The sequence below is a fragment of the Amycolatopsis sp. NBC_00438 genome (genome assembly GCF_036026695.1).
Classification (GTDB): domain Bacteria; phylum Actinomycetota; class Actinomycetes; order Mycobacteriales; family Pseudonocardiaceae; genus Amycolatopsis.
This window is the reverse complement of sequence record NZ_CP107923.1, coordinates 8,563,936-8,585,141: the sequence shown is the minus strand read 5'-3', so window position 1 is coordinate 8,585,141 and position 21,206 is coordinate 8,563,936. Positions and strand designations below refer to the sequence as shown.

Genomic DNA, 21,206 nt, shown 5'->3' with positions numbered 1-21,206 from the left:
GGAAAGGTTGAGTGAAACGACGAGGGCCGCCTCCGGAGAACTCCCGGAGACGGCCCTCGTCGTGCTTCAGCTCCCGATCACCAGGGGCGGTCGACCGCCCCGCCGGCGAGGGTGAACGTGATGTAGCCGCCCTGGAAGTCGCTGCGGTACACCCCGTTCGTCACGTACTCGTCGGTCGTCGGGTACCGCAGGTACGACCGCTCCCAGCCGAGCGCGGCCCAGCGCTTCCGGATCTCGCCCTTCACGGCGTGCGCTCCGGTGGCCACCGTGTAGTAGATCGAGTGGCCGAGGCTGAAGTGGTTGAACCGGCCGAGGCCGTCCGGCGTGCCGCCTTCGTCGGTCGTCGGGTAGCCGAGGCCGCGCTCGTACCCGAGCTCCGCCCACTTCTTCCGGATCTCACCGAAGATCGCGTGCGCGCCGTTCGCGCTCGTGTAGTAGATCGAACCGACGTTCCCACCCTTGATGAAGTGGTTGTACCGGCCGGCACCGTCCGGCGTACCGGCTTCGTCGGTTGTCGGGTAGCCGAGCCCGCGCTCGTAGTCGAGCGCCGCCCACTTCTTGCGGATCTCGCCGTAGATCGCGTGCGCGCCGGTCGCGGCCGTGTAGTAGATCGAACCGACGTTCCCGTTGTTGATGAAGTGGTTGAACTGCGCGACCCCGTCCGGCGTGGACGCGGTGTCGCTCGTCGGCGGCCCGAGGACGCTGTGGCCGCCGTAGGACACGTACTTGTCCAGCACCGGACCGGTCACGTACTTCGCCCCGGTCGCGGCACTCCAGTACAGCCGGCCGTTCGCGTAGGTCCGGTAGTGGACCGTGCCGTCGGTGACCTCGGCCGCCGTCGGCGCGCCGAGCAGCGTCCGCACCGCCGGGTCGGCGTCGTAGCGCTGGTCGATCGGCGTGGCGTAGTTCGCCGTCAGCGTCATGTCACCCGTGCCGACCGTGATGACCCACGTGGTGTCCGTCGGGCCGCCCTGCCAGCCGGTGAACTTCGAGACGCCGTCGATGCCCAGCGGCGCGGCCTCGACGTCGAAGTTCGCGCCCTCGGTGACCAGCGACGTGCTGACACCGCCCTCGACCGGGATGCTCAGCGCCGCGGGCTGCGTGCTGAGCAGGGTCAGGCGGTGGCGGCGCGGCTGCGCGACGTACGTCTTCGACGTCGACACGCCCGCGCTGTCGGTCACCGTGGCGGTGAACTCCTGCCGGGAGTCCGGGTGCTCGGTGAACGGCTGGGCGAAGTCCGCCCCGGTGCCGCCGACCCCCGGGTGCGAGTGGCACGTCGCCTCGCTCGGGCAGTGCCGCACCGCGGTGGTCCAGGTGATCGGCAGCGCGCCGTCTTCCGCGTCCGTCGCGGTGGCACTGAGCGCGACCTGCTGGTCCACCGCGAAAGTCGCGGTGTCGCCCGGCGTAGTCAGGGTGAGCTGCGGGGTGTGGTTGCCGGGTGCGACCGCGACGGTGGTCGTGCCGGTGGCCCCGAGCGGGTCCCGGACCGTCAGCTTCGCGGTGAACGACTCGGTGCCCGCCGCGTAGGTGTGGGTCACCTTCGGGCCGGCGTCGGCGGCGGTCGTGCCGTCCCCGAAGTCCCAGTCGTACTTCAGCAGATCGCCGTCGTAGTCGACCGAGGCCGAACCGTCGAAGGAGACGGTCCGCGTGTCCGGGTCGGTGGTCGACGACGCGCTCGCCACCGGCGCGGTGTTGCCGGCCGAGTACGTCAGCCGGCGCAGGTTGCCGGACAGGATGTCCGCGAAGACGATGTCGCCGTTGGGCGCCGCCGCGAACTTCGTCGGGCCGCCGATGCCGGTGAAGGCCGGCGGGTTCTCCGGGGCCTGCGTGAGCTTGCCCTGGGCGTCGTACCGCATCGTCCAGATCTTGTTCGTCACGTAGTCGCCGAAGAAGAACGAACCGCGGTAGGCGGCCGGGTAGCTGGATCCGTTGTAGACGATGCCGCTGGTGACGCTGTTGCCCTGCATGGTGCCGTTGCCGTGCTGGTACTCGAAGATCGGCGGCTGGTTCGCCACGCCGGCGCACTCCGCGAGGCCGCTGAAGCCGGGCGTCGGGTGGTTGCCTTCCCAGCACGGCCAGCCCTGGTTGGCGCCGCGCTGGACGACGTCGACCTCTTCCCACGTGTTCCAGCCGACGTCGCCGACGATCGGCAGGCCGAGGTTCGGGTCGATGCTGAACCGGAACGGGTTGCGGAAGCCGCGCGCGAACACCTTGCTCGCGGTCGACGCCGGGTTGGCCGCGTCGTAGTACGGGTTCCCCGGCACGCCCTTGCCGTCGGCCGTCAGGTGGAAGACCTTGCCGTAGGGCTGGTTGATGTCCTGGGCGCGCAGCGAGCCCGGGTCCACCTTCCGGAAGTCGCCGTTGTCGCCGATGGACATCCAGAGCGTGCCGTCGGCCGCGGCGTTGATGCCGTTGATGCCGTGGACGTTGAAGATGCCGGGCACCTCGAACAGCGTCTGCTCACCGGTCAGCCCGGTCGGCGCGCCCGCGGTGTCCACGGTCACGGTGAACCGCGACATCCGCATGACGAAGCCGCCGGTGACGTTGATCGACCGCGAAAGGTAGATGGTGTGCGAAGTCGCGTAGTCCGGTGCGACGGCCAGACCGACGAGACCGAGGTCTTCGTCCGTGCGGACCGGCAGTGACGCGATCGTCTTGCCCGTCCCGCTCACCGGCAACCAGCGGACGCTGCCGCTCTTCCCGGTGGCGAGGATCGAATTGTCCGGCAGATAAGCGAAGTCGGTGAGCTGGTACTGACCGAGTCCGGTGTCCGTGTCCCGCAGGACGAATCCCTGCGGGAGTGTCGCCGCCGCCGCTGCCACCCCAGTGGTCACGGCCGGCAGCAATGCCCCCGTGAGCACGACCGCCACGAGAGCGTGACGTAGTGCTCGAAGCTTTCCCAAGGCCATTTGGCCCCCCTTCCCAAGCGATTTCTTATCGCCTGAACAGGGGGGCCAGTTGCACTCTTACGAGTGAAGTTACTCTACCGTGATCTACTGTCCGTATCGGTTGATGACGCGTTACGGAACAACCTGCACGACGTCGCCGACGTGGAGGGTGGTGAAGTACTTCAGCGACGAGCTCGCCGACAGGTGGATGCAGCCGTGCGAGTACACCGACAGGCTGCCGGTGTGGAACGCGTCACCCGGGTAGAAGAAGACCGAGTTCGGCATCGGCGCGTTGTCGAACTCCTTCGACAGGTGCACCTTCTCCTTCGACAGCACGTGGAAGGTGCCGGTCGGGGTCGCGTAGCCCTTGCGGCCCGGCAGCATCGAAACCGGCCCGTAGACGACCTTGCCGCCCTGCAGGATCCACGTCTTGTGCGCCGAGAGGTCGACGCAGGCGGCGGTGCCCGCGGACGCGGCGGCGGCCGCGCACGGCACGCCGGGGTCGGCGGCGGGCTTCGGAGCCGGCTTCGGCTTGGGCTTCGGTTTCGGGGTGGTGCTGCTCGGCGCCGCCTTGGTCGTCGACGGCGCCGGCGCCGGCGTCGCGCTGGCCGATGTGGTGGGCGGAGCGGTGGACGTGCTCGCAGACGTCGTCGGCGCACCGCCGCCGGCACCCGCCGCGACGGCCCCGCCGCCGGCGTTCGGCCCACCGGAACCGGCCGCCCCGCCCGAGCACGCGGCCAGCACGAACGCCGTGGCCAGCGCGGCCGCTCCCACCAGAAGCCTCTTCACGATCCGGTACCCCCAGAAGATTCGATCCTGTCGGACACCCGTAAAGACGGGAGTCACCCGCCCGAGGTTCGTCCACGAAGGTCACGATTGGGTAGATGATGACCCGATGGTGATCGTTTCTTCCTACGACCAAGCCTGGCCGGAGCGCTTCGCCGAGGCCTGCGCCGAGATTCTCGCCGTCGCCGGCGACCGGTTCACCGAGGTAGAGCACGTCGGCAGCACGTCGGTACCCGGCTTGCCGGCCAAGCCGATCATCGACATCGCCGCGCTCGCGCCCGATCTCGACGCCGTCCCGCCCGGCCTGTTCGACGGCCTCGGCTACCGCGCCGAGGACTTCGGCGCTCCGGGACGGCTGCTGTTCGTCCGGCGCGCCGGCGACGTCCGCACCCACCACCTGCACGTCTTCCCGCCGACGAACTGGGAGTACAACAAGGAGCGCGTCCTGGCCGCCCACCTGCGGAAGTACCCGGAAGCCGCGCGGCGGTACGGCGAGCTGAAGCAGAAGCTGGCCGCGTCCGGGATGACCGGAGACGCCTACACGCGGGCGAAGACCGGCCTCATCCAGGAGCTGTCCGACGCGGCTCGCGCCGAGCGCGGCCTGCCGCCGGAGCCGGTCTGGGAGGAGTAGCGCGTCAACCCGGGGGTTGAGGCCGGGTTCCACCCGGGACCGATCCGCACGCCGACGCGATGAGGCGGCCGTCGGCCGAAGCTGGAGGCACCTTCGAAACCGGGAGCCTCCGATGTCCAGCTTCGCCACCGTCCTCCTCTATGTCGCCGTCGCCGGCCTCGTGCTCTACCCGGTCGTCTACAAGCAGCTCCGCGGCACGCTGCTCGACCGCAAGTCGCTGGTGACGCTGCCGCTGGTCCTCGTGGCGGTGGGCGGCTACCTGACGATCGGGGCGCTGCCCGGCAGCTCGGCCGCCGAACTCGCTTTCCTCGGCGTCGACCTGGTCGTGCTCGCCGGGCTCGGGGTGCTCCGCAGCACCACGACGACGCTGACCGCGCGCGGAGGCACGACGTTCCAGAAAGGCTCGGCCGTCACCCTCGGCCTCTGGGTGCTCACCATCGCCGTCCGGATCGGACTGGTGACGCTGGCGACCGCGCTCGGCGTCGCGGGCCCGCTGACGTCGGCGTCGATCGCGCTCACCCTGGGCGTCAGCATCGCGGTGCAGAACGCGACGACCTACCGCCGCGTGCGGCTGGCCGGTCTGCCGCTGGCCGAGCGGAGCCCGGCGGCCCTCAGCCGCTGACGCGCCCCAGCATCCGCGCGTACATCCGGCCCGGGCTGGCCACCGACGGCGGCGCCAGGAACCCCGGCAGCGGCGGCAGCCCGGCGACGAACGGCCCGAGCCGGTCGTACAGCACCGCCGCGCCGGCCGGCCGGTCTTCGGGATCCTTCGCGAGCATCTCGGCGAGCAACGCGTTGAGGTGCTTCGGAATCCCCGGCACCGGCAGCGGCAGCTCCTTGACCTGCCGTTCGAAGACCGCGTACGCGGTGGGGCCGTCGAAGAGCCGCTGGCCGGTGAGCATCTCGTGCAGCACGCAGCCGAGCGCGTAGAGGTCGCTGCGCGGTTCGGCGCCGCCGCGCTGGATCTGCTCGGGCGCCATGTACGACGGCGTCCCCAGCAGCTGCCCGGCCCGGGTGAACTGCGCGGTATCGGCTTCCCGCAGCACCGCGAGCCCGAAGTCCATCACCTTCACACCGCCGTCGGGGCCCAGCATCAGGTTCGACGGCTTGAGGTCGCGGTGGCACACCGCGAGCGCGTGGGCGGCGGTCAGCACCGCGCACGCCTGCGCCGCGATCGCCGCGGCCCACGGCACCGGCAGCGGCCCGTGCTCGGCGAGCAGGTCGGCGACCGTCACGCCCTCGACGAACTGCATGACCTGGAACAACCGGCCGTCGTGGGTGCCGAAGTCGTACAGCGCCGGGACGCCGGGGTGGTCGAGCGTCGCCAGAATCCGTGCTTCGCGGGCGAAGCGGGCTTCGAGCTCTTCGTCGCGGCCCGGGAGCCTGAGCAGCTTGATCGCGACGCGCCGGCCCAGCCTGCGGTCGTGCCCGCCGTGCACCGCGCCCATCCCGCCGCGGCCGAGCGGCAGTTCGTCGAGCTCGTAGCGGTCGGCGATCAGCATCCGTTCCCCTCGGGCTCATTGCCCTCCCGGACGCAGCCGTCCTTCGACGAGTCCCGCGAAGCCTAGCCGGACCAGCTCACGGCCCGTTTCCGCCGCCTCACGCAGAACGTCGTCGAACTCGGCGAGCTGCTGGAAGACCAGGCCGTACCGGTACTGGACGTCGAGCGGACACCGCGGGATCCGCACGCGCCTGCTGTCGATCCGGGTCGACGCCGAGGCGGCCGGCAGATCGGCCGCGCGCAGGCAGCCGGCGAGGAAGTCGGCGTCCAGCCGGTTCGGGTCGACGCGGTAGACCGTGAGCCCCGCCCCCACCGACAGCGACGGTCCACTGTGGACGTACGCGATGCCGGTGACCGACGCGACGACGTCCCCCGCCGCCGCGACCGGCGGCTCGGCGTCCGCCCGCGCGGCGTGCCGGACCTCGACGACGCCGGCCTTCACCAGCTCGCCGATGGTCGTGAACGTCTGCTCGACGTCCGCCGTCGCCAGCGGCGGCAGCAGCGGCGCCAGCTCGTCGAACCGCTCCCGCACGGCCTGGAACGCCTGCCCGGGGTCCTCGTCCCGGGCCCGCCACCGGGCCGGCGAGAGGTCGACGTCGTCGTCGAGCAGGTCGATGATCCGGACGCCGGACTCCGGCCGCGCCAGGAACTCCAGCCAGTCGACCTCCACTGTGGACAGATCGTCGCGCGCCTCGCCGAGCAGCACCGTGGACGGCGGGCGCTCGCCGGCCACCGGCCGTCGCAGCAGCCAGAGATCGGGCCCCACCGACGTCAGCGTGACCACGGCGCGGACCGCGCCCGCGCGCAGGAGGTTGCCGCGGATCCGCTTCCCGCTGCGCCGCCCGGCCGCCGCGCCGGGCATCAGGATCGCCACCGTGCCACCGGGTTCGACGTGCGCCAGGCAGTGCTGCACCCAGGCGAGCTCCGGCTCGCCGCGCGGCGGCAGGCCGTACTCCCAGCGCGCGTCGCCGACCAGCTCGTCGTGCCCCCAAGCGCGTTCGTTGAACGGCGGATCGCACAGCACGGCGTCGGCGGTCCGGCCGGCGAACGCGTCCTCGCGCAGCGCGTCGACCGCGTGGACCTCGGCTTCGACGCCGCGCAACCGCAGCCGCAGCGACGCGATCGACGCCGTCATCGGGTCACTGTCCTGGCCCAGCACGGTTTTCGCGCCGCTCGCGAGGGCGAGCGCGCCGAAGCCGCAGGCCGGGTCGAGGATGACCGGCACCGGCCCGACGAGCCGGGCCATCAGCTCGGCGACCGGCTCCGGCGTTGTCGACAACCGACGCGAATGCGCTTCGAAGTACCTGCGGCACAGCAGTTCGAACGCGTCGACGGGCCCGGTCCGGTGGGTCATCTCGCTGAGCAGCGTGAGCAGTTCGGCGTCGGCGAGCTTGCGGTCGAAGGTGTCGACGATCCCGGCCTGGAAAGCGAAGAAGACGCCCGCGCGGTTCACGCGCTCGGCGAGGTCGAGGTCGTCGCCGAGGGCGCGCAGGCGCTGCCAGGCGCGTTCGGCCGCGGACAGCTCGAACTTCTTGCCGCGGGCGTGGAACCAGCCGGCGACGTCGGACAGGCCGAACAGCGGGCTCGACGCCGTGCCACCGACCGGCTGCGGGAAGTCGGGGTACCGGCGGCGCCAGTTGCTCACCGCGGCCCGGCCGACCCCACCGAGGCGCGCGATGTCTGCCGCGCTGACCGTGGCGTCGTCGTCCATGGCGAGGACTCTATCGGAGGATGGTCCATTCAGCCGACATGCTTGTGAACTCAGTCAACCAATGCTTTCATGGGAGCATGACACACGATCGGTACGTCCTGCGGTACGCCGCGGGGTCGGACGTCGGCAGGCGGCGCCGGATCAACGAGGACTCGCTGTACGCGAGTTCCCGCCTGCTCGCCGTCGCCGACGGCATCGGCGGTCAGCCGCACGGCGAAGTGGCCAGCGCGACCGCCGTCGACGTGCTGCGCGAACTCGACGTCGACCTGCGCCGGATCGACCTCACGACCATCGATCTGATCCCGACGCTGGCCGGTGTCGTCAAGTCGATCGACGAGCGGCTGACCGAAGTCGCGTCGCAGGAGCCCGCGACCGAAGGCATGGGCACCACCCTCACCACGCTGCTGTTCGACGGCATCACGTTCGCCACGGCCCACATCGGCGACTCCCGCGGCTACCTCCTGCGCGACGGCGACCTGCGCCGCCTGACCCGCGACCACACGCTCGTCCAAGCTCTGGTCGAAGACGGCCGCGTCGCCGCCGAAGACGCCGACTCCCACCCGCGGCGATCCCTGCTGATGCGCGCCCTGCAGACGGCGGGCTCGAGCGAGGCCGACATCTCGACGTTCACCGCGAAGCCGGGCGACCGCTACCTGCTCTGCTCGGACGGCCTCAGCGGCCCGGTCAATGAACCCACCCTGCGCGACACCCTCGCGAGCGGCACCGCCCCCGCCGAACTGGTCACGGAGCTGATCCGCCTGGCCAACGAAGCCGGCGGCCCCGACAACATCACGTGCGTGGTCGCCGACGTCGCACCCTGACCGGACCGGTCAGACCCGCCTTCGCGGGCACGTAAGGGCATCCGGTATCGTCTCCTGCGGAGGATTGGCCGAGCGGCCTAAGGCGCACGCTTGGAAAGCGTGTTGGGTTCACGCCCTCGCAGGTTCGAATCCTGTATCCTCCGCACTTGATCAGGCGAGACGCCGAGCAGCCTTCACGGGCCGCTCGGCGTTTCGTCGTTCCGGGCCCGGAACCCATTCGGCCACCAGGCCTAACGTGAGTCGTCTTCACCAAAACGAACTGAAGTTTTCTGCGTGGTGGCAGGGAGTTACGGACAGGGCTGAGCGCAGCCCGTCGATCAGTCCGCGATAGTCTTCGGCCAACCTCGACCGCCCGCGTTCAGAGAGGCCCGAAGTGGCACGAAAATCGCTCTGAGCTGGGGCAACGTAGGTCACCGACGCCAGTGTGCGGCAATTGTGCCGGGTTGACCCCCGCACGCACCGTGATCGGCCAGGCCCCGGACGTTCCTGCGTCCGGGGCCTTGCTGATTCCGGGCTCGCGATCACTGGGCATCATCAGATGATCACGGTGAGTCGCTGGATCTGTTTCAATAGAAATCCGTCCCCGCAAGACCAACCAGACTCGAGGAGTAGAGGCCCGATGGCCGGAGTCGAAGAGATCCGCGCTGGCATCGCGCTCGCCAACGAAAAGGCGTCCGCAGGCATCGCCGCCCTCCAGCAAGCAGCGCAGTCTCTCGAAGAAGCCCAGCAGTCGCTCTCACAGGCGACGCAGGGCAGCAGCCAGCACGAAGTGAGCCAGGCCCACGGCTTGCTGGCCCAGGCACTGCACGACATCAGCGGCATGCAGAGCACCATCCAGGCCAGCATTTCGTCTGCCGACTCGTACTCGGCGCGTCTCTAGCCGGATGACACTCGCCGAACTTCACCAGCTGCTCACCGCGGTCGTGGCCGGGCTCGCCGACGCGCGCGCCCATTCCGAGCGGGCCACAAGCCTGCTCGGGGAAGCCCGGCAAGCTCTGGTGGATGCCCAGGCCAAGGCCGATCCCTGGCTCCCCTCGCAGTACGCGCAGGCCGGCGAGGGGCTGGATCAGCTCCTCGGCCGGCTGGCCTCCGCCGAGGATCTGGTGAGCGGATACCGGTCGCGCCTGTAATCCTTTCCGGGACACCTTTTTCTTGGGGACGCCGATGGCCAACAAATCAGCCGAGCAACGCAACCGCGTCGAAACCGCACTCGACCGGGTCCGCCATCAGATCGGGCTGGTGCTGGGAGCGGCGGCCGGAGCCCGTCAAGCCGCCGAAGCCGACCTGGCCAAACTCGAGCTGGAGCGCGACATCGTCCGCGTCGGCATGAACCACGCCAGCGCCGAGCAGCAGAACGACTGGTCCCGCCACCCCGCCGCGCACGAGGTCTTCGGCGCGCTCGGCTCGGTCCGCAGCGCCTACTACACGGACTGGAGCCAAGGCCCGTCGACCCTGCGCGAACTGGTGGCGCAGAACGCACCCGGCCCGGCCGGGCAACTGGCGGGCGAGTGGCTCGGCCGCGTCGGCCACAACGCCGGCATCACCGCGCCCGGTTTGTGGCGCGTCGGTTCCGCGACGGCCGCCGGCGGGGACGCCACCCGCACCTTCGACGTCGCCGTCCCGCTGCTCGACGAGTCGCACCTGGCGATCACCTCGGCGCCCAAGACCCGGCCCACGATCGACGGCATCGTCCAGAACCTGCTGATCCGCGTGCTTTCGACGTTCGAACCCGGCGCGGTGCGCATCCACCTGTGGGACGTCGGGCAGCTGACCGCGATCCTGCCGGACCTCTACCCGCTGAGCCGCACCAGTGCGCTCTCGCTGTACGACCCGGGCCGGCTGGAGGACCTCCTCGACGAGCTGGCCGGGCACATCCGCCGCATCCACGCCACCGGGATGCAGGCGGGCCACACGTCGTTGCGGGAGCTGCGGAAGGCGCAGGGGCAACGGATCGAGCCGTTCCGCATCGCCGTGCTCTACGGCAACGGCGAAACCCTCGAGCCGGAACGCGCCCGCGACCTCAAGCGCGTCGCGAGCGGCGCGCTGGCCGCCGGGATCTGCCTGATCATGATCGACGTGCCGACCGCGGTCAGCGCGTCGGTCGAAACGCTGAGCCTGACCGACGACCGGCACGCGATCAGCAGCATGACCGGCACCGACCTGCTCGTCGACCTCGATCCGCCGATGCCGTCCGGCCAGGTCATCCGCGCGGCGGGCAAGATCGCGGACGCGCTGATCGCCAAGCAGGGCGGGCCGCGGTCGTTCGACGACCTGCTCCCGCCGGAGCTCGGGCACCACAGCTCCGCGCGCGAACTCCGTGCCCCGGTGGGGTTCTTCGAAGGCGAACCGGTCGAGGTCGTGATCGGGGACGCGAGCCCGCACGCGCTGATCGGCGGGCCGTCCGGGTCCGGCAAGACGAACTTCCTCTACGCGCTGCTCGGCAGCCTTTCGGCGCGCTACGCCCCGGACGAGCTGGCACTGTACCTGCTGGACTTCAAGGAAGGCGTCTCGTTCGCCGGCCTGGCGCCGGGGCGCAAGGACCAGACCTGGCTGCCGCACGCGCGGCTGGTCGGCGTCAACGTCAACACCGACCGCGAGTTCGGCCTGGCGCTGCTGCGGTTCCTCACCGACGAGCTGCGAAGGCGTTCGTCGGCGGCGAAGGAGCACGAGGTCACCAACCTCGCCGACCTGCGCGAAGCCGACCCCGGCGGGCACTGGCCGCGGATCGTCGCGGTGATCGACGAGTTCCAGTACCTGTTCGCCGGGCGCGACCAGGTGACCGCGACGGCGACCCAGCTGCTCGAAGACATCGCCCGCCGCGGCCGGTCGCAGGGCATCCACATGGTGCTGGCGAGCCAGGACGTCGCCGGGATCGAGGCGTTCTGGGGCAAGCCGGCGGTGTTCGAGCAGTGCACCCTGCGGATCGCGATGCCGAAGGCGCGGCGGGTGCTGGCCGAGACGAACAACGCGGCGGTGTCGGCGCCGAAGTGGCACGCGGTGATCAACCACGACTCCGGTATCGCGCACGGCAACCAGCTGTCCCACGTGCCGGACGCGAGCACCAAGAACGTGTTCGTCCGGCTGCAGCACCGGCTGTGGGACGAGTACCAGGGCCGCTTCCCGCGGCCGCGCCTGTTCGACGGCGCGCACTCGCCTTTTCTGGAACAGTTCCCGGCGTTCCTCGACCTCAAGCCGACGTCCAAGCCGCGGGCGCTGCTGGGCCAGTCGATCGACGTGACCGAAGCGGCGTGCGGCGTCGAACTGCCCCGGGCGCCGGGCCGCAACGTCGCGGTGCTCGGGTCCGCTACCGCCGAGGCACTGTCCATCATGGACTCTTCGGCGCGGTCGCTGTCCCGGCAGTACGACCCCGGCGAAGTCGAGTTCCTGCTGAGCTGCCCGATCGAGGCGTGCGCCCCGGCCGCGCTGGAACTGACCGAGCGGCTGCGCCACGACGGCCACGCGGCGACCCTCGTCGACGACCTGACGGGCGTGCTCGAGTCGATGACGGGCGCGATGTCCGGCGGCGCGAAGATCCTGCTGCTCTACGGCGTCGACGCGGCCCTGCCGTCGCTCGAGGCGAAGGCGGTCGGGCAGCTGAAGAGCGGACTCGACCACCTGCGCGTGATCCTGAAGCAGGGCCCCGGCCACGGCATCCACACGATCGGCTGGTGGCGCAGCATCGCCCGGCTCAAGGACACCCTCGGCTTCAACGGCAACGACGACATCGGCGCGTGGGCGGCCTTGGACGTCCAGGGCAACGAGCTCGCGCCGTTCGCCGCGGGCCAGGTCGTGCACTGGTCACCCCGCCCGGGCCGCGCGTTGTTCTTCGACCGGACGACGCACGGCGCCCCCGAAGTGATCATCCCGTTCCAGCGTCCGGAGAACGCGTCATGACCGACGACGGCGCCACCGCGGCCATGCGGTACAAGGAAATCATCGCCCTGTCCCGGGGCTCGGCGGAGAACCTGCGCGCCTGGGAGCTCGCGCGCGCGGAGTCGATCGAGGCGGAGATCGAGGAAGCGACGAACGCGATCGCCGTCGCGGCTGAGCGCGAAGAACGCGCGGCCGAGCGCGCGACGCGCTGGTGGAAGATGGCACTGCACAACATCCAGGACCTGACGTGGCTCCCCCCGGGCGACAACCCGCGCCCGGTCACGACGGCCCGGGCGGCGTACCTCGAGCGGTACCTCGAGGAGGTCAAGCCGAGCTACCAGGAGCTGGTGCAGGCGGTCCTCGGCTTGGGCTGGCGAGCCAAGCGCGCGGCGGCGAAGCGCGGGGTGGAACCGCCGCAGGCCTAGCTCAGACGTCGAAGACGGTGTCGTAGGGCTCGTCATCGCCTCCTGGAACCTGTCGACGCCGCGGCTGTTGCGACGCCGAGGCGGCTTCCCGAATCGCCGCAGTGATGGCCTGGCCGAGGGTGACGGCGTCGAACCGCATGGCCTCCGGCGCGAGCCTCACCTCACTGACCACACCGCCGGGCCCGGCGACCACGGTGACGACCCGGTCCGGCGAGGTTCCGCTGAGCAGGCGCTGGTTCTCGGCCTTGCGCTCTTCGATCTGCTTGAGCTGCCAGCGCAGTTCCTCGATCAGCTGCGGATTGCTCAAGTCGGCCTCCGGAACGTCGGCGTGAAGCGGTGTGGTGCGTAGACGAATTCGTAGTACTTCCCGAACCGGTGCACGATGAGCCCGTACCCCCGGCTGCCGGCGACCCGGACGAGATCGGCGTGGTCCAGGCCGTTCTCCTCCATCCGGAGGTAGACCTGCCGTTCGCCGTTGAGCCGCACCGCCAGTCGCGCCATCTGTTCTTCCCGTGGTTTCCGGGATCGCGCGAACCGGATGATGGTGAACGTCATGCCGACGCCGATGAGCCCGCCCCAGACCACGTACGCGGCCACGGACTTCAGCGTTTCGGATCCGGCCGCCACGATCACCGCGGGCCTCCGTTCTGCTGCTCGCTGCGCAGGCTCCAAGCCACCTTCGCCGTCGCCTCGGCGACGGCGGGCCAGGCGTCCTCGGACTCCGCGACCACCGCGAGGATCACCACGGATCGCCCGTCCGGCAACGGGATCTGGTACTCCGCCTTGATCTGCGTGCGCACGTCCCGCTCCGGAAACCGGTATTCACCGCCGCTGATCGCGACCACGGCCGGGCCGATCGGCAGCCGTACCGGATGCGCCACGGCGCGTGGATGCCGGACCCAGTACTCGGTGACCATCGCCGCGACGACGGCGTCCGGGTTCCCGGCGTGCTCCGGCCACTGCGCCATGCCCAGCGTCAGGGTCGCGACGTCCCCCTGCCGCGGTCCGACGGCGAACTTGCCGAACACCCGGATCCCGTTGGCCTGCATGGAGGGCACCAGCGCCATCAGGTAACTGCCGAACTCCTCGATGCTCTTGCCCGCTCCGGATGCCAGGTTCTCCGCGACGGTCCAGGCGTACCCGCGGTTCATCTTGTCGTCACTGCCCACCGGCATCCCGGCGAACCCGGGCGGCAAGTCGATCTGCAGCGGCATCAGTTCCACACCTCGTCTTCCGCCCGTTCACGACGACGGTCAGGCGCGTTGTCGGCTGCTGTCCCCGCATCGACGGCGTTCCAGTACGCGACCCCGGCCGGCGAAGCCGCGACCACGCTCCATTGGCCGGCGTTCTTCGGCACCCAGTACTGCTTGAGGTCGCCGATCGGGCCTTCGAACTCCTTGCCCATGCCGTCGGCGGCCAGCTCGCCTCCCACCTGTTCCCCGAGCAGTCCCCAGCCGGCGAAAGTGGCCGCTTTGGCTACGGTTTCCGATACGCCGGGAACCACACCTACCAGCGAAGTGACCGCGCCCAGGGCATCGAACGTCAGGGTCTCAGGAGCCACATCGGCACCGGCTGCCTTCGCCACCAAGTGGCCCTCCAGGGCCCCGACTCCCAATCCTGTGGCGATCGCACCCATGACGATGTCGGCGGGCTCGGGCAGGAAATCGCTGACGATGCCGAGCATGTTGCCCAAGTCGCCCGTGACATCGGAGACCTTCGAGATCACCTCGGCGTGGTCCTGGACGAAGTTCCAGCCCTCGTCCACCGAGTCGGCCAGCGTGTTCGACAGGTCGGTCAGTGCGCCGCCCACGGCGTCGCCCAGCTTGTCCAGCAGGTCCGGCTCGTCCGGCGCCAGCTCCTTCGCCTTCCTCAGCAGCTCCGCGACCCGGCCCGCCGCCTCAGTGTGTTCGGCCAGCAGCTGCTTCGCCGCGTCTTGGACGTTCTGGCAGCCGTCGAGCGCGTTCTCGAGCTGCTGACCCGCGTTGTCCAGCAGCCGCTGCGCGATCTGCAACGACGGCCGGTCCGGGAACGTCCGGTTCGCCAGCGCGAGGTCCGGGTTCGCCCGCGCCTGCTCGGCCGCCCGGGCCGCCGCCTGAGCGCGGGCTTCCAGGTCCGCCGCGCGTTTCTGCAGGTCACCGAGGTCGCGGCACCACGCGTCCAGCGCGTCGGCAGCTTGCCCCATCGACTTGGCCGCGCCGTCGAGGTACCCGGGCAGCGGTCCGACGCGCCGGGTGAACGCCTCGCTCGCTTCGCCCTGCCAGACACCCTGATTGGTGACGATCTCGCGCAGCGAAACGTTCGCCTCCGCCAGATCACGGCTCACGACGCGGTACTTGCCGGCCAGCTCGGTGACGCCGTCGAGGTCGCCGGGCGCCGGTTCGAAGCCCAAAGCCGGGAAGTCGCGGGCGCTCATCGGCCGAGGCCGTTCAGGAGGTCGGTGATGCCACCGGTCGCACCGCCACCGACCGGGCGGTTGCCGGGCTCCGCCAGGCCGTCGATCCCGGCGACGTCACCCGGGTAGCCCCCGCCGACCGGGCGCTCGTCCGGGTCCGCCGGCTCCCCCACACCCGGCATCCCTCCGGTGATCCCGCCACCCACCGGCCCATCACCCGAGCCGAACACCGCGGACCCGAACTTCCCCAGCTTCCCGCCGAACTCGGCCTCGATCTGCTCGTACTTGCCTTTCGCCTGCTTCAGCCGCTCCGTGATCCCGGCCGCCGCGTCGCCGAGGCGCCCGATGCCGTAGCCCCACGCCTCCTCGAACTCCACGCCCGCCCGGCCCAGGTCCGCGTGGCCGAGCGAACCGAACGCCCCGCCGCCGCCGAGTTTCCTGTTCGCGTCGGCCATCCTGTCCGCCGCCGTGCCCAGGTCGTCGACGAGCTTGCCCAGCTCCTCGACCTTCACCGCGTAGCCGTCCACGCCGCCCCTCCCTGTGGTTCCCGTCGTCCAGTAAGACGACCGAACACTCAGAGCGGTTTCGGAGTCACCCAATGTCACCCGAAGGAGGCATGAGAAAGGCCGCCACCGAGCAACCCCGATGGCGGCCTTCCGAACCAGATCACGGCTGCGGGAAATACTTCCCGAGCAGCTGCTCCAGGTAGTCGAGCAGGTCGTACAGCGCGTCCTGGATCGCATTGCCGGTGCTCGGCCGGAACCGGATCACCTGCGGGTCGTGGTCACTGGCCTGGTCCGCGAACTCCGCGTTGATGTGGACGACGTCGTAGTCCACCCCGCGCGGCGCTTTCGACGCCAGGATGTGGTCCAGCACCTGCGACTGGCCCTCGAAGACATAGCTGTAGCGCTCCGCCTCCGGCACCGTGGCGATCAGATCCTTCAGCGCGCCACCGGCGGTGAGCATCTGGACGGCCGGCGAGAACGGGTAGTCGTTCAGGTCGCCCGCCACCACGATGTTGGCGTTCTTGTCGGCCGCCAGCAGGGAGTCGACGAACCCGCGCAGCACCGTCGCCTGCTTGGCCCGCTGCACCTCGGAACTGCGCACCGGCGGCTGGTTGCGGCCGTGCGTCGGCTGGTCGCCGCCCTTCGAGTTGAAGTGATTGGCGATGACGAACACCGTGCGGCCCTGGAAGACGAACTCGCCGGCCAGCGGCTTGCGGCTGGCCGTCCAGGCCTCGTTGGCCGGGTCGACCCGCCCCGGGGACGCCGACAGGTGCGCCTTGCCGTGGTCCTTCGTCACGCTGACCGGCGTGGTCGACGTGCCACCCGGACGGTCCACAAAGGACACCCGAGCCGGGTTGAACAGGAACGCCACGCGGATGTTGCCACCCGGCTGGCCGCCGTCCTGGTCGTTCACCGGGTCGATCGAGCGCCACTGGTAGCGCGGGCCACCCTTGGCGACGATGGCGTCGGTGAACTTCTGCAGCGTCTGGTCCGCGACGACGACGCCGTCGTCGGTCGCGCCCGTGTTGTCCTGGATCTCTTCCAGGTTCACGATGTCCGGCGTGGCCAGGTGGGTCACGATCGCCTCGCCGAGCCGGTCGTACTTCGCCTGCGGGTCGCTCGGCGCCAGGTTCTCGACGTTGTAGGTCGCCACGGCCAGCTCGCCGGTGCGCTGCTTGCGCGTGGTTTCGGCCTGCAGGCCGTTGTCCTTGTCGGCGCCCAGCACGCTGGCGAGCAGGGTGTAGCCGCCGAAGGTGCTGTACTCGACCGGGCCGGACGTGACGCCGGTCAGCGCGTCACCGACGTTGAGCTTCGGGAACGGCCGCTGGTCGAACGAGATCAGCGACTGCACCTTGAGGACACCGCTGTTGAGCTTGTCGTAGCCCAGGTAGACGCTGCCGCCGCGGACGGAGCGGTGCTGGTCCGGCTTGGTCGTCACGTACAGCTCGTTGAACGAGTTCGACGGGCCGACGACGCGGGCGTCGGTGACGCTCACGATCTCGCTCTCGTGCGCCTCCCAGAAGTCCAGCGCGTACTTCGCCGGCTCCAAGGGCAGCGCTTCGATGTTCCCGCCGGGTGACGGTGCGTAGGTCTCCGGCACCGTCGTGGGGCTCAGCACGGTCGGCGCGGGCAGCGCGTTGTCGTGCGAGTCGACCGTCCACTGTGCACTGCTCAGCTCGGTGAGCGACTGGTAGACCGACGTCGACGGCGTGTCCGGGTAGAACTCGCGGACGGTGCCGGTCGCGGTCACGGCGTCACCGACCGCGACGGCCGGGCTGGCCGAGCCGGTGAACACGAACAGGCCCTCACTGGTGCGCGGGTCGTTGTCCGGGGCCGGGTCGGTGAGCCAGAAGCCGCGGGACGAGCCGAAGGTCCGGGTCGCGGTGACGACGCCGGTCACGCCGCTGACCTTCTGGTCCTTCAGCGGGGAAATCCGCGTGGTGCCCTGGATGTCGTGGATCTTGGCCGGGGTCCCCGGCTCACCGGGCCCGGTGCCGCCGCCGGTCGTCTCGCCCGCGGCGTTGGTCGGCGTCGGGTCGCCGACGGTGAAGTCCGCGGCGTTGTCGTCCGTGTCGGCCAGGGTCGTGCCGCGCGCGACGGACGTCGCGTTGGCCGGCGCGGCCGTCGGGCTGCCCTCGCGCACGGTGGCGGCGCCGAACCCGACGAGGTCCTTGACCCGGGTGTCGGCCGCGCAGTCCGCGGCGGTCTTGCAGGTCAGCGCGGTGGTCCCGGAGACGAGGGCGATCGTGCCCGCGGTCGCCGACATCGCGATCGTGCCGGTCGCGTCCGGTGCGGGCAGTGCGACGGTGCCCCCGGCACCCTTGCCCTCGGCCACCAGGTAGCGCCCGCTCGGCGCGACGCTCCCGGCCAGCTGCGTCACCTGCCAGGTGCTCGACGCGCTCGCCGAACCGGGCAGGTACTGGACGCTGAAACCGGCGAGGCTCGCGGCCGCAGTACCGTGGTTCGCGAGTTCGACGAAATCGTTGGTCAGCGTGGCGCCGGAGTTGCCGCCACCGCCGTAGACCTCGGCGATGACCGCGTCGGCGCTGGGCGTCGCGAGCGCGGCTGGTGCGGCCACCCCGCCGAGCACCAGGCCCGACGCGACGGCCACCGTCAGCGCGGCCTTGGATCTGTGGGTCTTGGTCACCCTGAGTCCCCTTTGTGCTTGAACAGTCGTGGCATAGTCCCCCGAACAGATGAGGAGCAGGAAGACAAAGATGCAACGATTCGTAACAACTACTTTCGTCGTCACTCGATCGGCAGAGCAGGCTTCGTGATCACGTTGGTACTTGGCGGAGACGTCAACGTTCAGGGCCGCACGACACCGTCGAAGGCCTTCGAACACTTGCATCCCCTGCTCCAGGGCGCCGACATCCGGTTCGTGAACCTCGAAGGACCGCTGTCGGGCACCGCCGGGAACTCCGGCGGCGCGGACATCCCGCACAAACCGAACTGGCGCCACTCCGCGCCGGAGATGGTCGAGGCGTTGACGGTCGCCGGCGTGGACGTCGTCTCGTGCGCGAACGACGTCACCTACCCGCCGGCCGCCGCGATGACGAGCCTCACCGTGCTCGACGAAGCCGGGATCGCGCACTGCGGCGCCGGCACCGGCCTCGCCGCCGCGCACGCGCCGGCCGTGCTCGAACGCGCCGGGAAGAAGGTCGCCTTCCTCGCGTACACGTCGCTCTGCTGGCCGTTCGGCCAGGCGGCGCAGGTGACGGCTCCGGGCGTCGCGCAAGCGCTTGCGACGACGTCCTACCAGCCGGATCCGCGCGTCGCCGACGTCCCGGGACGGCCGCCGATCGTGCGCACGGCGCCGGTACCGGAGCACCTGGAGCGGCTCGTCGCCGACGTGCGCCGGGCGAAGGCGGCCAACGACCACGTCGTCGTCTCGATGCACTGGGGCCTGCCCGGCGCGGAACTCGCGGAGTACCAGGTGACCTACGGCCGGGCGGCGATCGACGCCGGCGCCGACCTGGTCGCCGGACACGGCCCGCACACGATCCAGGCCGTCGAGGTGTACCGCGGCCGCGCGATCCTCTACAGCCTCGGCAACCTCGTGTTCGACTGGCCCGCGATGCGCGGCCGGCACGTCGACGGACTGCTGGCCGGCTGCATCTTCGGCGACGAACCCCGGCTCGAGCTCATCCCGGTGCGGCGCAACGCCGACAACGAGTGCGAACCGCTTTCGGGCGAGGAAGCGGACCGGGTGCTGCGCTACGTCACGGACGTCTCCGCGCAGCGCGCCACCGCGGTGACCGTGCGGGACGGGATCGCGTCCGTGGCGGGCTTGGGCGTTGGGGCGTAACGGATCGCGCGCGCGGAGTTACAGCTCGCGTTACGCCTGTCACCCATCCGGCGCATCTGCCTTAAATGCAGGTCAAGGACCGGAGTCACCGCTGTGAAGCAGAGGTACGGTCTGCGTGAGCCGCCGGAAAAGTGGCGCACACCACCATCCGGAGGCGCAAGAGTCAGCACGGCACGGGGGGAGGGAGAATGATCATGTGGGGGCTGATCGTTCTCAGCTGCGTGTTCGTGCTGGTACTGGGGACCGCCGCGGTCGTGGACCTTCGGGCCCACGACCGCGGCAGCACCCGGGTCAACGCACGGCGGACCTCGCCCGATAACGGCCGATGAGCGTCCGCGCGCCGGCCAGCGCGACCCGCCCGGCGCCCTTCGCGCTCGCCGCGAGCACCGTCGTCCAGTCGAAGTAGTCGCGCCACAGCACGATCCGGCCGCCTTCGACCTCGAACGTGCCGCACACCCAGAACTCCGCTTCCCACGCGCCGCGGCGCAGGACGTCGGTGCGTTCGGTGAGGACGATGTTGCCGTCCGCGGCGATGTGGTGCGTCCGCGCTTCGAACCCGGAACCGAACCGGGCCATCAGCCGCAGCTGCTTTTCGACCGCCGCGACGCCGCGAGCGGGCGGCAACGGCACGTTCTGGTACACGATGTCGCTCGCCGCGAACGTCAGCGCGCGGTCGATGTCGAGGTCTTCGAGGGCCTTGAGGAAACCGGTCACCACTGCCTGGGGGTCTTCGGTCATGCCCTCAGGCTAAGGCTCAGAACGGCCGGTCGCCCGCGATGGCGACGCGCTCCGCGATCCGGACGTGCGGGTGGTAGTCGTTCACGGCGTAGTGCTGCGTCGCGCGGTTGTCCCAAAAGGCCACCGAGTTCGGCTCCCAGCTGAAGCGCACCTGGAACTCGGGCGTATGGGCCTGCAGGAACAGGTACCGCAGCAGCCGATCGCTCTCGGCCCGGTCCAGGCCGACGATGTGCGTCGTGAACGCCTGGTTGACGAACAGGGTGCGCCGCCCGGTCTCCGGGTGCGTGCGGACCACCGGGTGCTCGACCGGCGGGAACCGCTCCTGCCACTGCGCGAGCAGCGCCGGGTCGGCGAACCGGTCGAAGCCGGGGAGGTAGTCGTGCACCGCGGTCAGCCCGTCGATGCGGGCGCGGACGTCGTCGGGCAGGTTGTCGTACGCGGCGGCCATGTCGGCCCACATCGTGTCGCCGCCGACCGGCGGCACCTCGATCAGCCGCAGCACCGACCCGAGCGCCGGATTGGGCCGCCAGGTGACGTCGGTGTGCCAGATGTTCTCGAAACCGGGCATGGCGGCGGTGCGCTCGAAGCGGGTGACCTCGTCGTTCTCGCCCCGTGGGATGAACGGGTTGGTCTCCAGCTCGCCCCAGTTCGCGGCGAACGCGCGCTGCTGCGCCGGCGTGATCCGCTGGTCGCGGAAGAAAACGACCTTCCACTCGAGCAGGGCGCGGTTGAGCTCGGCGCGCAGCGCGGGCGTGACCGGCTCGGCCAGGTCGACGCCGTCGATCTCGGCGCCGATCACCCGGCCGAGCGGGCGGAGGGTGAACAGCTCGTAGGGTTCGCGCGGGGATTGCTGCAGGACACGCGGGCCTTCGACGATGCCGTCGGCGGGCGTCACGGCCTCGCGTAGCTGAATCCGGGCAGGCAGGTCTACGGACATGGTTGTGCTCCAAGGGTTTTCGGGAGAATTCGGACGCCGGGCTCGCGTCAGGCAGGGGGTGAGCCCAGGCGGCCGCGGCGCAGGAGCAGCTCCACGGTGCCTTCCCCAACCGACCGCTTGGAGGCGCGGTCGTGCCACCGGATAGGCGTGCTTTCCGAGGTGGCGGGCATGCGCCCATGGTCAACCTAG

The 21,206-nt window shown here is 70.5% G+C and carries 20 protein-coding genes and 1 tRNA gene; 9 read left to right on the top strand and 12 right to left on the bottom strand.

All coding sequences use genetic code 11. The features are described from left to right. Window positions 1-77 precede the first annotated feature (77 nt). Both OG494_RS39355 and OG494_RS39350 read right to left on the bottom strand, forming a co-directional pair. Window positions 78-2,909: a PQQ-dependent sugar dehydrogenase gene (locus tag OG494_RS39355; RefSeq protein WP_328447505.1), complete on the bottom strand. Its 2,832-nt coding sequence runs from the start codon at window positions 2,907-2,909 to the stop codon at window positions 78-80. Window positions 2,910-3,020: 111 nt separating this feature from the next. Then, entirely contained in the window at window positions 3,021-3,677 is a 657-nt protein-coding gene (locus OG494_RS39350; protein WP_328447503.1) for a L,D-transpeptidase, read from the bottom strand. A gap of 106 nt (window positions 3,678-3,783) precedes the next feature. Here OG494_RS39350 and OG494_RS39345 point away from each other — a divergent pair, with 106 nt between their 5' ends. Next, on the top strand, window positions 3,784-4,305 hold the full coding sequence (locus OG494_RS39345; protein WP_328447501.1) for a GrpB family protein: 522 nt from the start codon (window positions 3,784-3,786) through the stop codon (window positions 4,303-4,305). A gap of 112 nt (window positions 4,306-4,417) precedes the next feature. Further along, window positions 4,418-4,927: a hypothetical protein gene (locus OG494_RS39340; protein ID WP_328447499.1), complete on the top strand. Its 510-nt coding sequence runs from the start codon at window positions 4,418-4,420 to the stop codon at window positions 4,925-4,927. On the opposite strand, the gene OG494_RS39335 is transcribed toward OG494_RS39340, so the two are convergent. Then, window positions 4,917-5,807: a serine/threonine-protein kinase gene (locus OG494_RS39335; RefSeq protein ID WP_328447497.1), complete on the bottom strand. Its 891-nt coding sequence runs from the start codon at window positions 5,805-5,807 to the stop codon at window positions 4,917-4,919. The two genes, OG494_RS39340 and OG494_RS39335, sit on opposite strands and share 11 nt — an antisense overlap. A 15-nt stretch (window positions 5,808-5,822) precedes the next feature. Further along, window positions 5,823-7,517 (bottom strand): HsdM family class I SAM-dependent methyltransferase, encoded by a 1,695-nt coding sequence (locus tag OG494_RS39330; protein ID WP_328447495.1) that lies wholly within the window; start codon window positions 7,515-7,517, stop codon window positions 5,823-5,825. A gap of 77 nt (window positions 7,518-7,594) precedes the next feature. Here OG494_RS39330 and OG494_RS39325 point away from each other — a divergent pair, with 77 nt between their 5' ends. The 6 genes from OG494_RS39325 (at window position 7,595) to OG494_RS39300 (ending at window position 12,636) form a co-directional block, all read left to right on the top strand. After that, window positions 7,595-8,338 carry a PP2C family protein-serine/threonine phosphatase gene (locus OG494_RS39325; RefSeq protein WP_328447494.1) on the top strand — a complete coding sequence of 248 codons (744 nt, stop codon included), beginning with the start codon at window positions 7,595-7,597 and terminating at the stop codon, window positions 8,336-8,338. 58 nt (window positions 8,339-8,396) lie between these two features. Next, window positions 8,397-8,481: transfer RNA gene (locus tag OG494_RS39320), tRNA-Ser, on the top strand. A 476-nt stretch (window positions 8,482-8,957) separates the two neighbouring features. Next, window positions 8,958-9,218: a hypothetical protein gene (locus OG494_RS39315; protein ID WP_247058976.1), complete on the top strand. Its 261-nt coding sequence runs from the start codon at window positions 8,958-8,960 to the stop codon at window positions 9,216-9,218. A 4-nt stretch (window positions 9,219-9,222) separates the two neighbouring features. Beyond that, complete coding sequence (locus OG494_RS39310; RefSeq protein ID WP_323324606.1) at window positions 9,223-9,468, top strand: hypothetical protein; 246 nt, start codon at window positions 9,223-9,225, stop codon at window positions 9,466-9,468. 34 nt (window positions 9,469-9,502) lie between these two features. Beyond that, the gene (locus OG494_RS39305; RefSeq protein ID WP_328447491.1) at window positions 9,503-12,232 is read left to right on the top strand and encodes an FtsK/SpoIIIE domain-containing protein; all 2,730 of its coding nucleotides are present in this window, start codon (window positions 9,503-9,505) and stop codon (window positions 12,230-12,232) included. Next, entirely contained in the window at window positions 12,229-12,636 is a 408-nt protein-coding gene (locus OG494_RS39300; protein WP_328447489.1) for a hypothetical protein, read from the top strand. The genes OG494_RS39305 and OG494_RS39300 overlap by 4 nt, the downstream gene beginning before the upstream one ends. A gap of 1 nt (window position 12,637) precedes the next feature. Here OG494_RS39300 and OG494_RS39295 read toward each other — a convergent pair whose 3' ends face one another. The 6 genes from OG494_RS39295 to OG494_RS39270 form a co-directional block, all read right to left on the bottom strand. After that, window positions 12,638-12,943 (bottom strand): YbaB/EbfC family nucleoid-associated protein, encoded by a 306-nt coding sequence (locus tag OG494_RS39295; RefSeq protein ID WP_328447487.1) that lies wholly within the window; start codon window positions 12,941-12,943, stop codon window positions 12,638-12,640. Continuing rightward, window positions 12,940-13,269, bottom strand: coding sequence for a hypothetical protein (locus OG494_RS39290; protein ID WP_328447485.1), 330 nt, complete (start codon window positions 13,267-13,269; stop codon window positions 12,940-12,942). Before OG494_RS39290 ends, OG494_RS39295 begins: the two co-directional genes overlap by 4 nt. Further along, window positions 13,266-13,850, bottom strand: a complete 585-nt coding sequence (locus OG494_RS39285; protein WP_328447483.1) for a hypothetical protein — start codon at window positions 13,848-13,850, stop codon at window positions 13,266-13,268. The genes OG494_RS39290 and OG494_RS39285 overlap by 4 nt, the downstream gene beginning before the upstream one ends. Next, window positions 13,850-15,049 carry a putative T7SS-secreted protein gene (locus OG494_RS39280; protein WP_328447481.1) on the bottom strand — a complete coding sequence of 400 codons (1,200 nt, stop codon included), beginning with the start codon at window positions 15,047-15,049 and terminating at the stop codon, window positions 13,850-13,852. The genes OG494_RS39285 and OG494_RS39280 overlap by 1 nt, the downstream gene beginning before the upstream one ends. Continuing rightward, entirely contained in the window at window positions 15,046-15,555 is a 510-nt protein-coding gene (locus OG494_RS39275; RefSeq protein ID WP_328447479.1) for a hypothetical protein, read from the bottom strand. Before OG494_RS39275 ends, OG494_RS39280 begins: the two co-directional genes overlap by 4 nt. A 139-nt stretch (window positions 15,556-15,694) precedes the next feature. After that, window positions 15,695-18,181, bottom strand: a complete 2,487-nt coding sequence (locus OG494_RS39270) for an endonuclease/exonuclease/phosphatase family protein (RefSeq protein ID WP_328447477.1) — start codon at window positions 18,179-18,181, stop codon at window positions 15,695-15,697. 126 nt (window positions 18,182-18,307) lie between these two features. On the opposite strand from OG494_RS39270, the gene OG494_RS39265 reads away from it, so the two are divergent. Next, window positions 18,308-19,342, top strand: coding sequence for a CapA family protein (locus OG494_RS39265; protein ID WP_328447475.1), 1,035 nt, complete (start codon window positions 18,308-18,310; stop codon window positions 19,340-19,342). A 291-nt stretch (window positions 19,343-19,633) separates the two neighbouring features. Here the strand turns inward: OG494_RS39265 and OG494_RS39260 are convergent, their stop codons facing one another. After that, a complete protein-coding gene (locus OG494_RS39260) occupies window positions 19,634-20,080 on the bottom strand; it encodes a limonene-1,2-epoxide hydrolase family protein (RefSeq protein ID WP_247058999.1) in 447 nt (148 codons plus the stop codon). A gap of 16 nt (window positions 20,081-20,096) precedes the next feature. Continuing rightward, window positions 20,097-21,017, bottom strand: coding sequence for a TauD/TfdA dioxygenase family protein (locus tag OG494_RS39255; RefSeq protein ID WP_328447471.1), 921 nt, complete (start codon window positions 21,015-21,017; stop codon window positions 20,097-20,099). Window positions 21,018-21,206: the final 189 nt, after the last annotated feature.

Bases quoted from the DNA above. Each gene is read 5' to 3' on its own strand.
- OG494_RS39355 (WP_328447505.1), bottom strand. From the start codon at position 2,909: ATGGCCTTGGGAAAGCTTCGAGCACTACGTCACGCTCTCGTGGCGGTC.
- OG494_RS39345 (WP_328447501.1), top strand. From the start codon at position 3,784: ATGGTGATCGTTTCTTCCTACGACCAAGCCTGGCCGGAGCGCTTCGCC.
- OG494_RS39340 (WP_328447499.1), top strand. From the start codon at position 4,418: ATGTCCAGCTTCGCCACCGTCCTCCTCTATGTCGCCGTCGCCGGCCTC.
- OG494_RS39335 (WP_328447497.1), bottom strand. From the start codon at position 5,807: ATGCTGATCGCCGACCGCTACGAGCTCGACGAACTGCCGCTCGGCCGC.
- OG494_RS39330 (WP_328447495.1), bottom strand. From the start codon at position 7,517: ATGGACGACGACGCCACGGTCAGCGCGGCAGACATCGCGCGCCTCGGT.
- OG494_RS39325 (WP_328447494.1), top strand. From the start codon at position 7,595: ATGACACACGATCGGTACGTCCTGCGGTACGCCGCGGGGTCGGACGTC.
- OG494_RS39315 (WP_247058976.1), top strand. From the start codon at position 8,958: ATGGCCGGAGTCGAAGAGATCCGCGCTGGCATCGCGCTCGCCAACGAA.
- OG494_RS39310 (WP_323324606.1), top strand. From the start codon at position 9,223: ATGACACTCGCCGAACTTCACCAGCTGCTCACCGCGGTCGTGGCCGGG.
- OG494_RS39305 (WP_328447491.1), top strand. From the start codon at position 9,503: ATGGCCAACAAATCAGCCGAGCAACGCAACCGCGTCGAAACCGCACTC.
- OG494_RS39300 (WP_328447489.1), top strand. From the start codon at position 12,229: ATGACCGACGACGGCGCCACCGCGGCCATGCGGTACAAGGAAATCATC.
- OG494_RS39285 (WP_328447483.1), bottom strand. From the start codon at position 13,850: ATGCCGCTGCAGATCGACTTGCCGCCCGGGTTCGCCGGGATGCCGGTG.
- OG494_RS39280 (WP_328447481.1), bottom strand. From the start codon at position 15,049: ATGAGCGCCCGCGACTTCCCGGCTTTGGGCTTCGAACCGGCGCCCGGC.
- OG494_RS39260 (WP_247058999.1), bottom strand. From the start codon at position 20,080: ATGACCGAAGACCCCCAGGCAGTGGTGACCGGTTTCCTCAAGGCCCTC.
- OG494_RS39255 (WP_328447471.1), bottom strand. From the start codon at position 21,017: ATGTCCGTAGACCTGCCTGCCCGGATTCAGCTACGCGAGGCCGTGACG.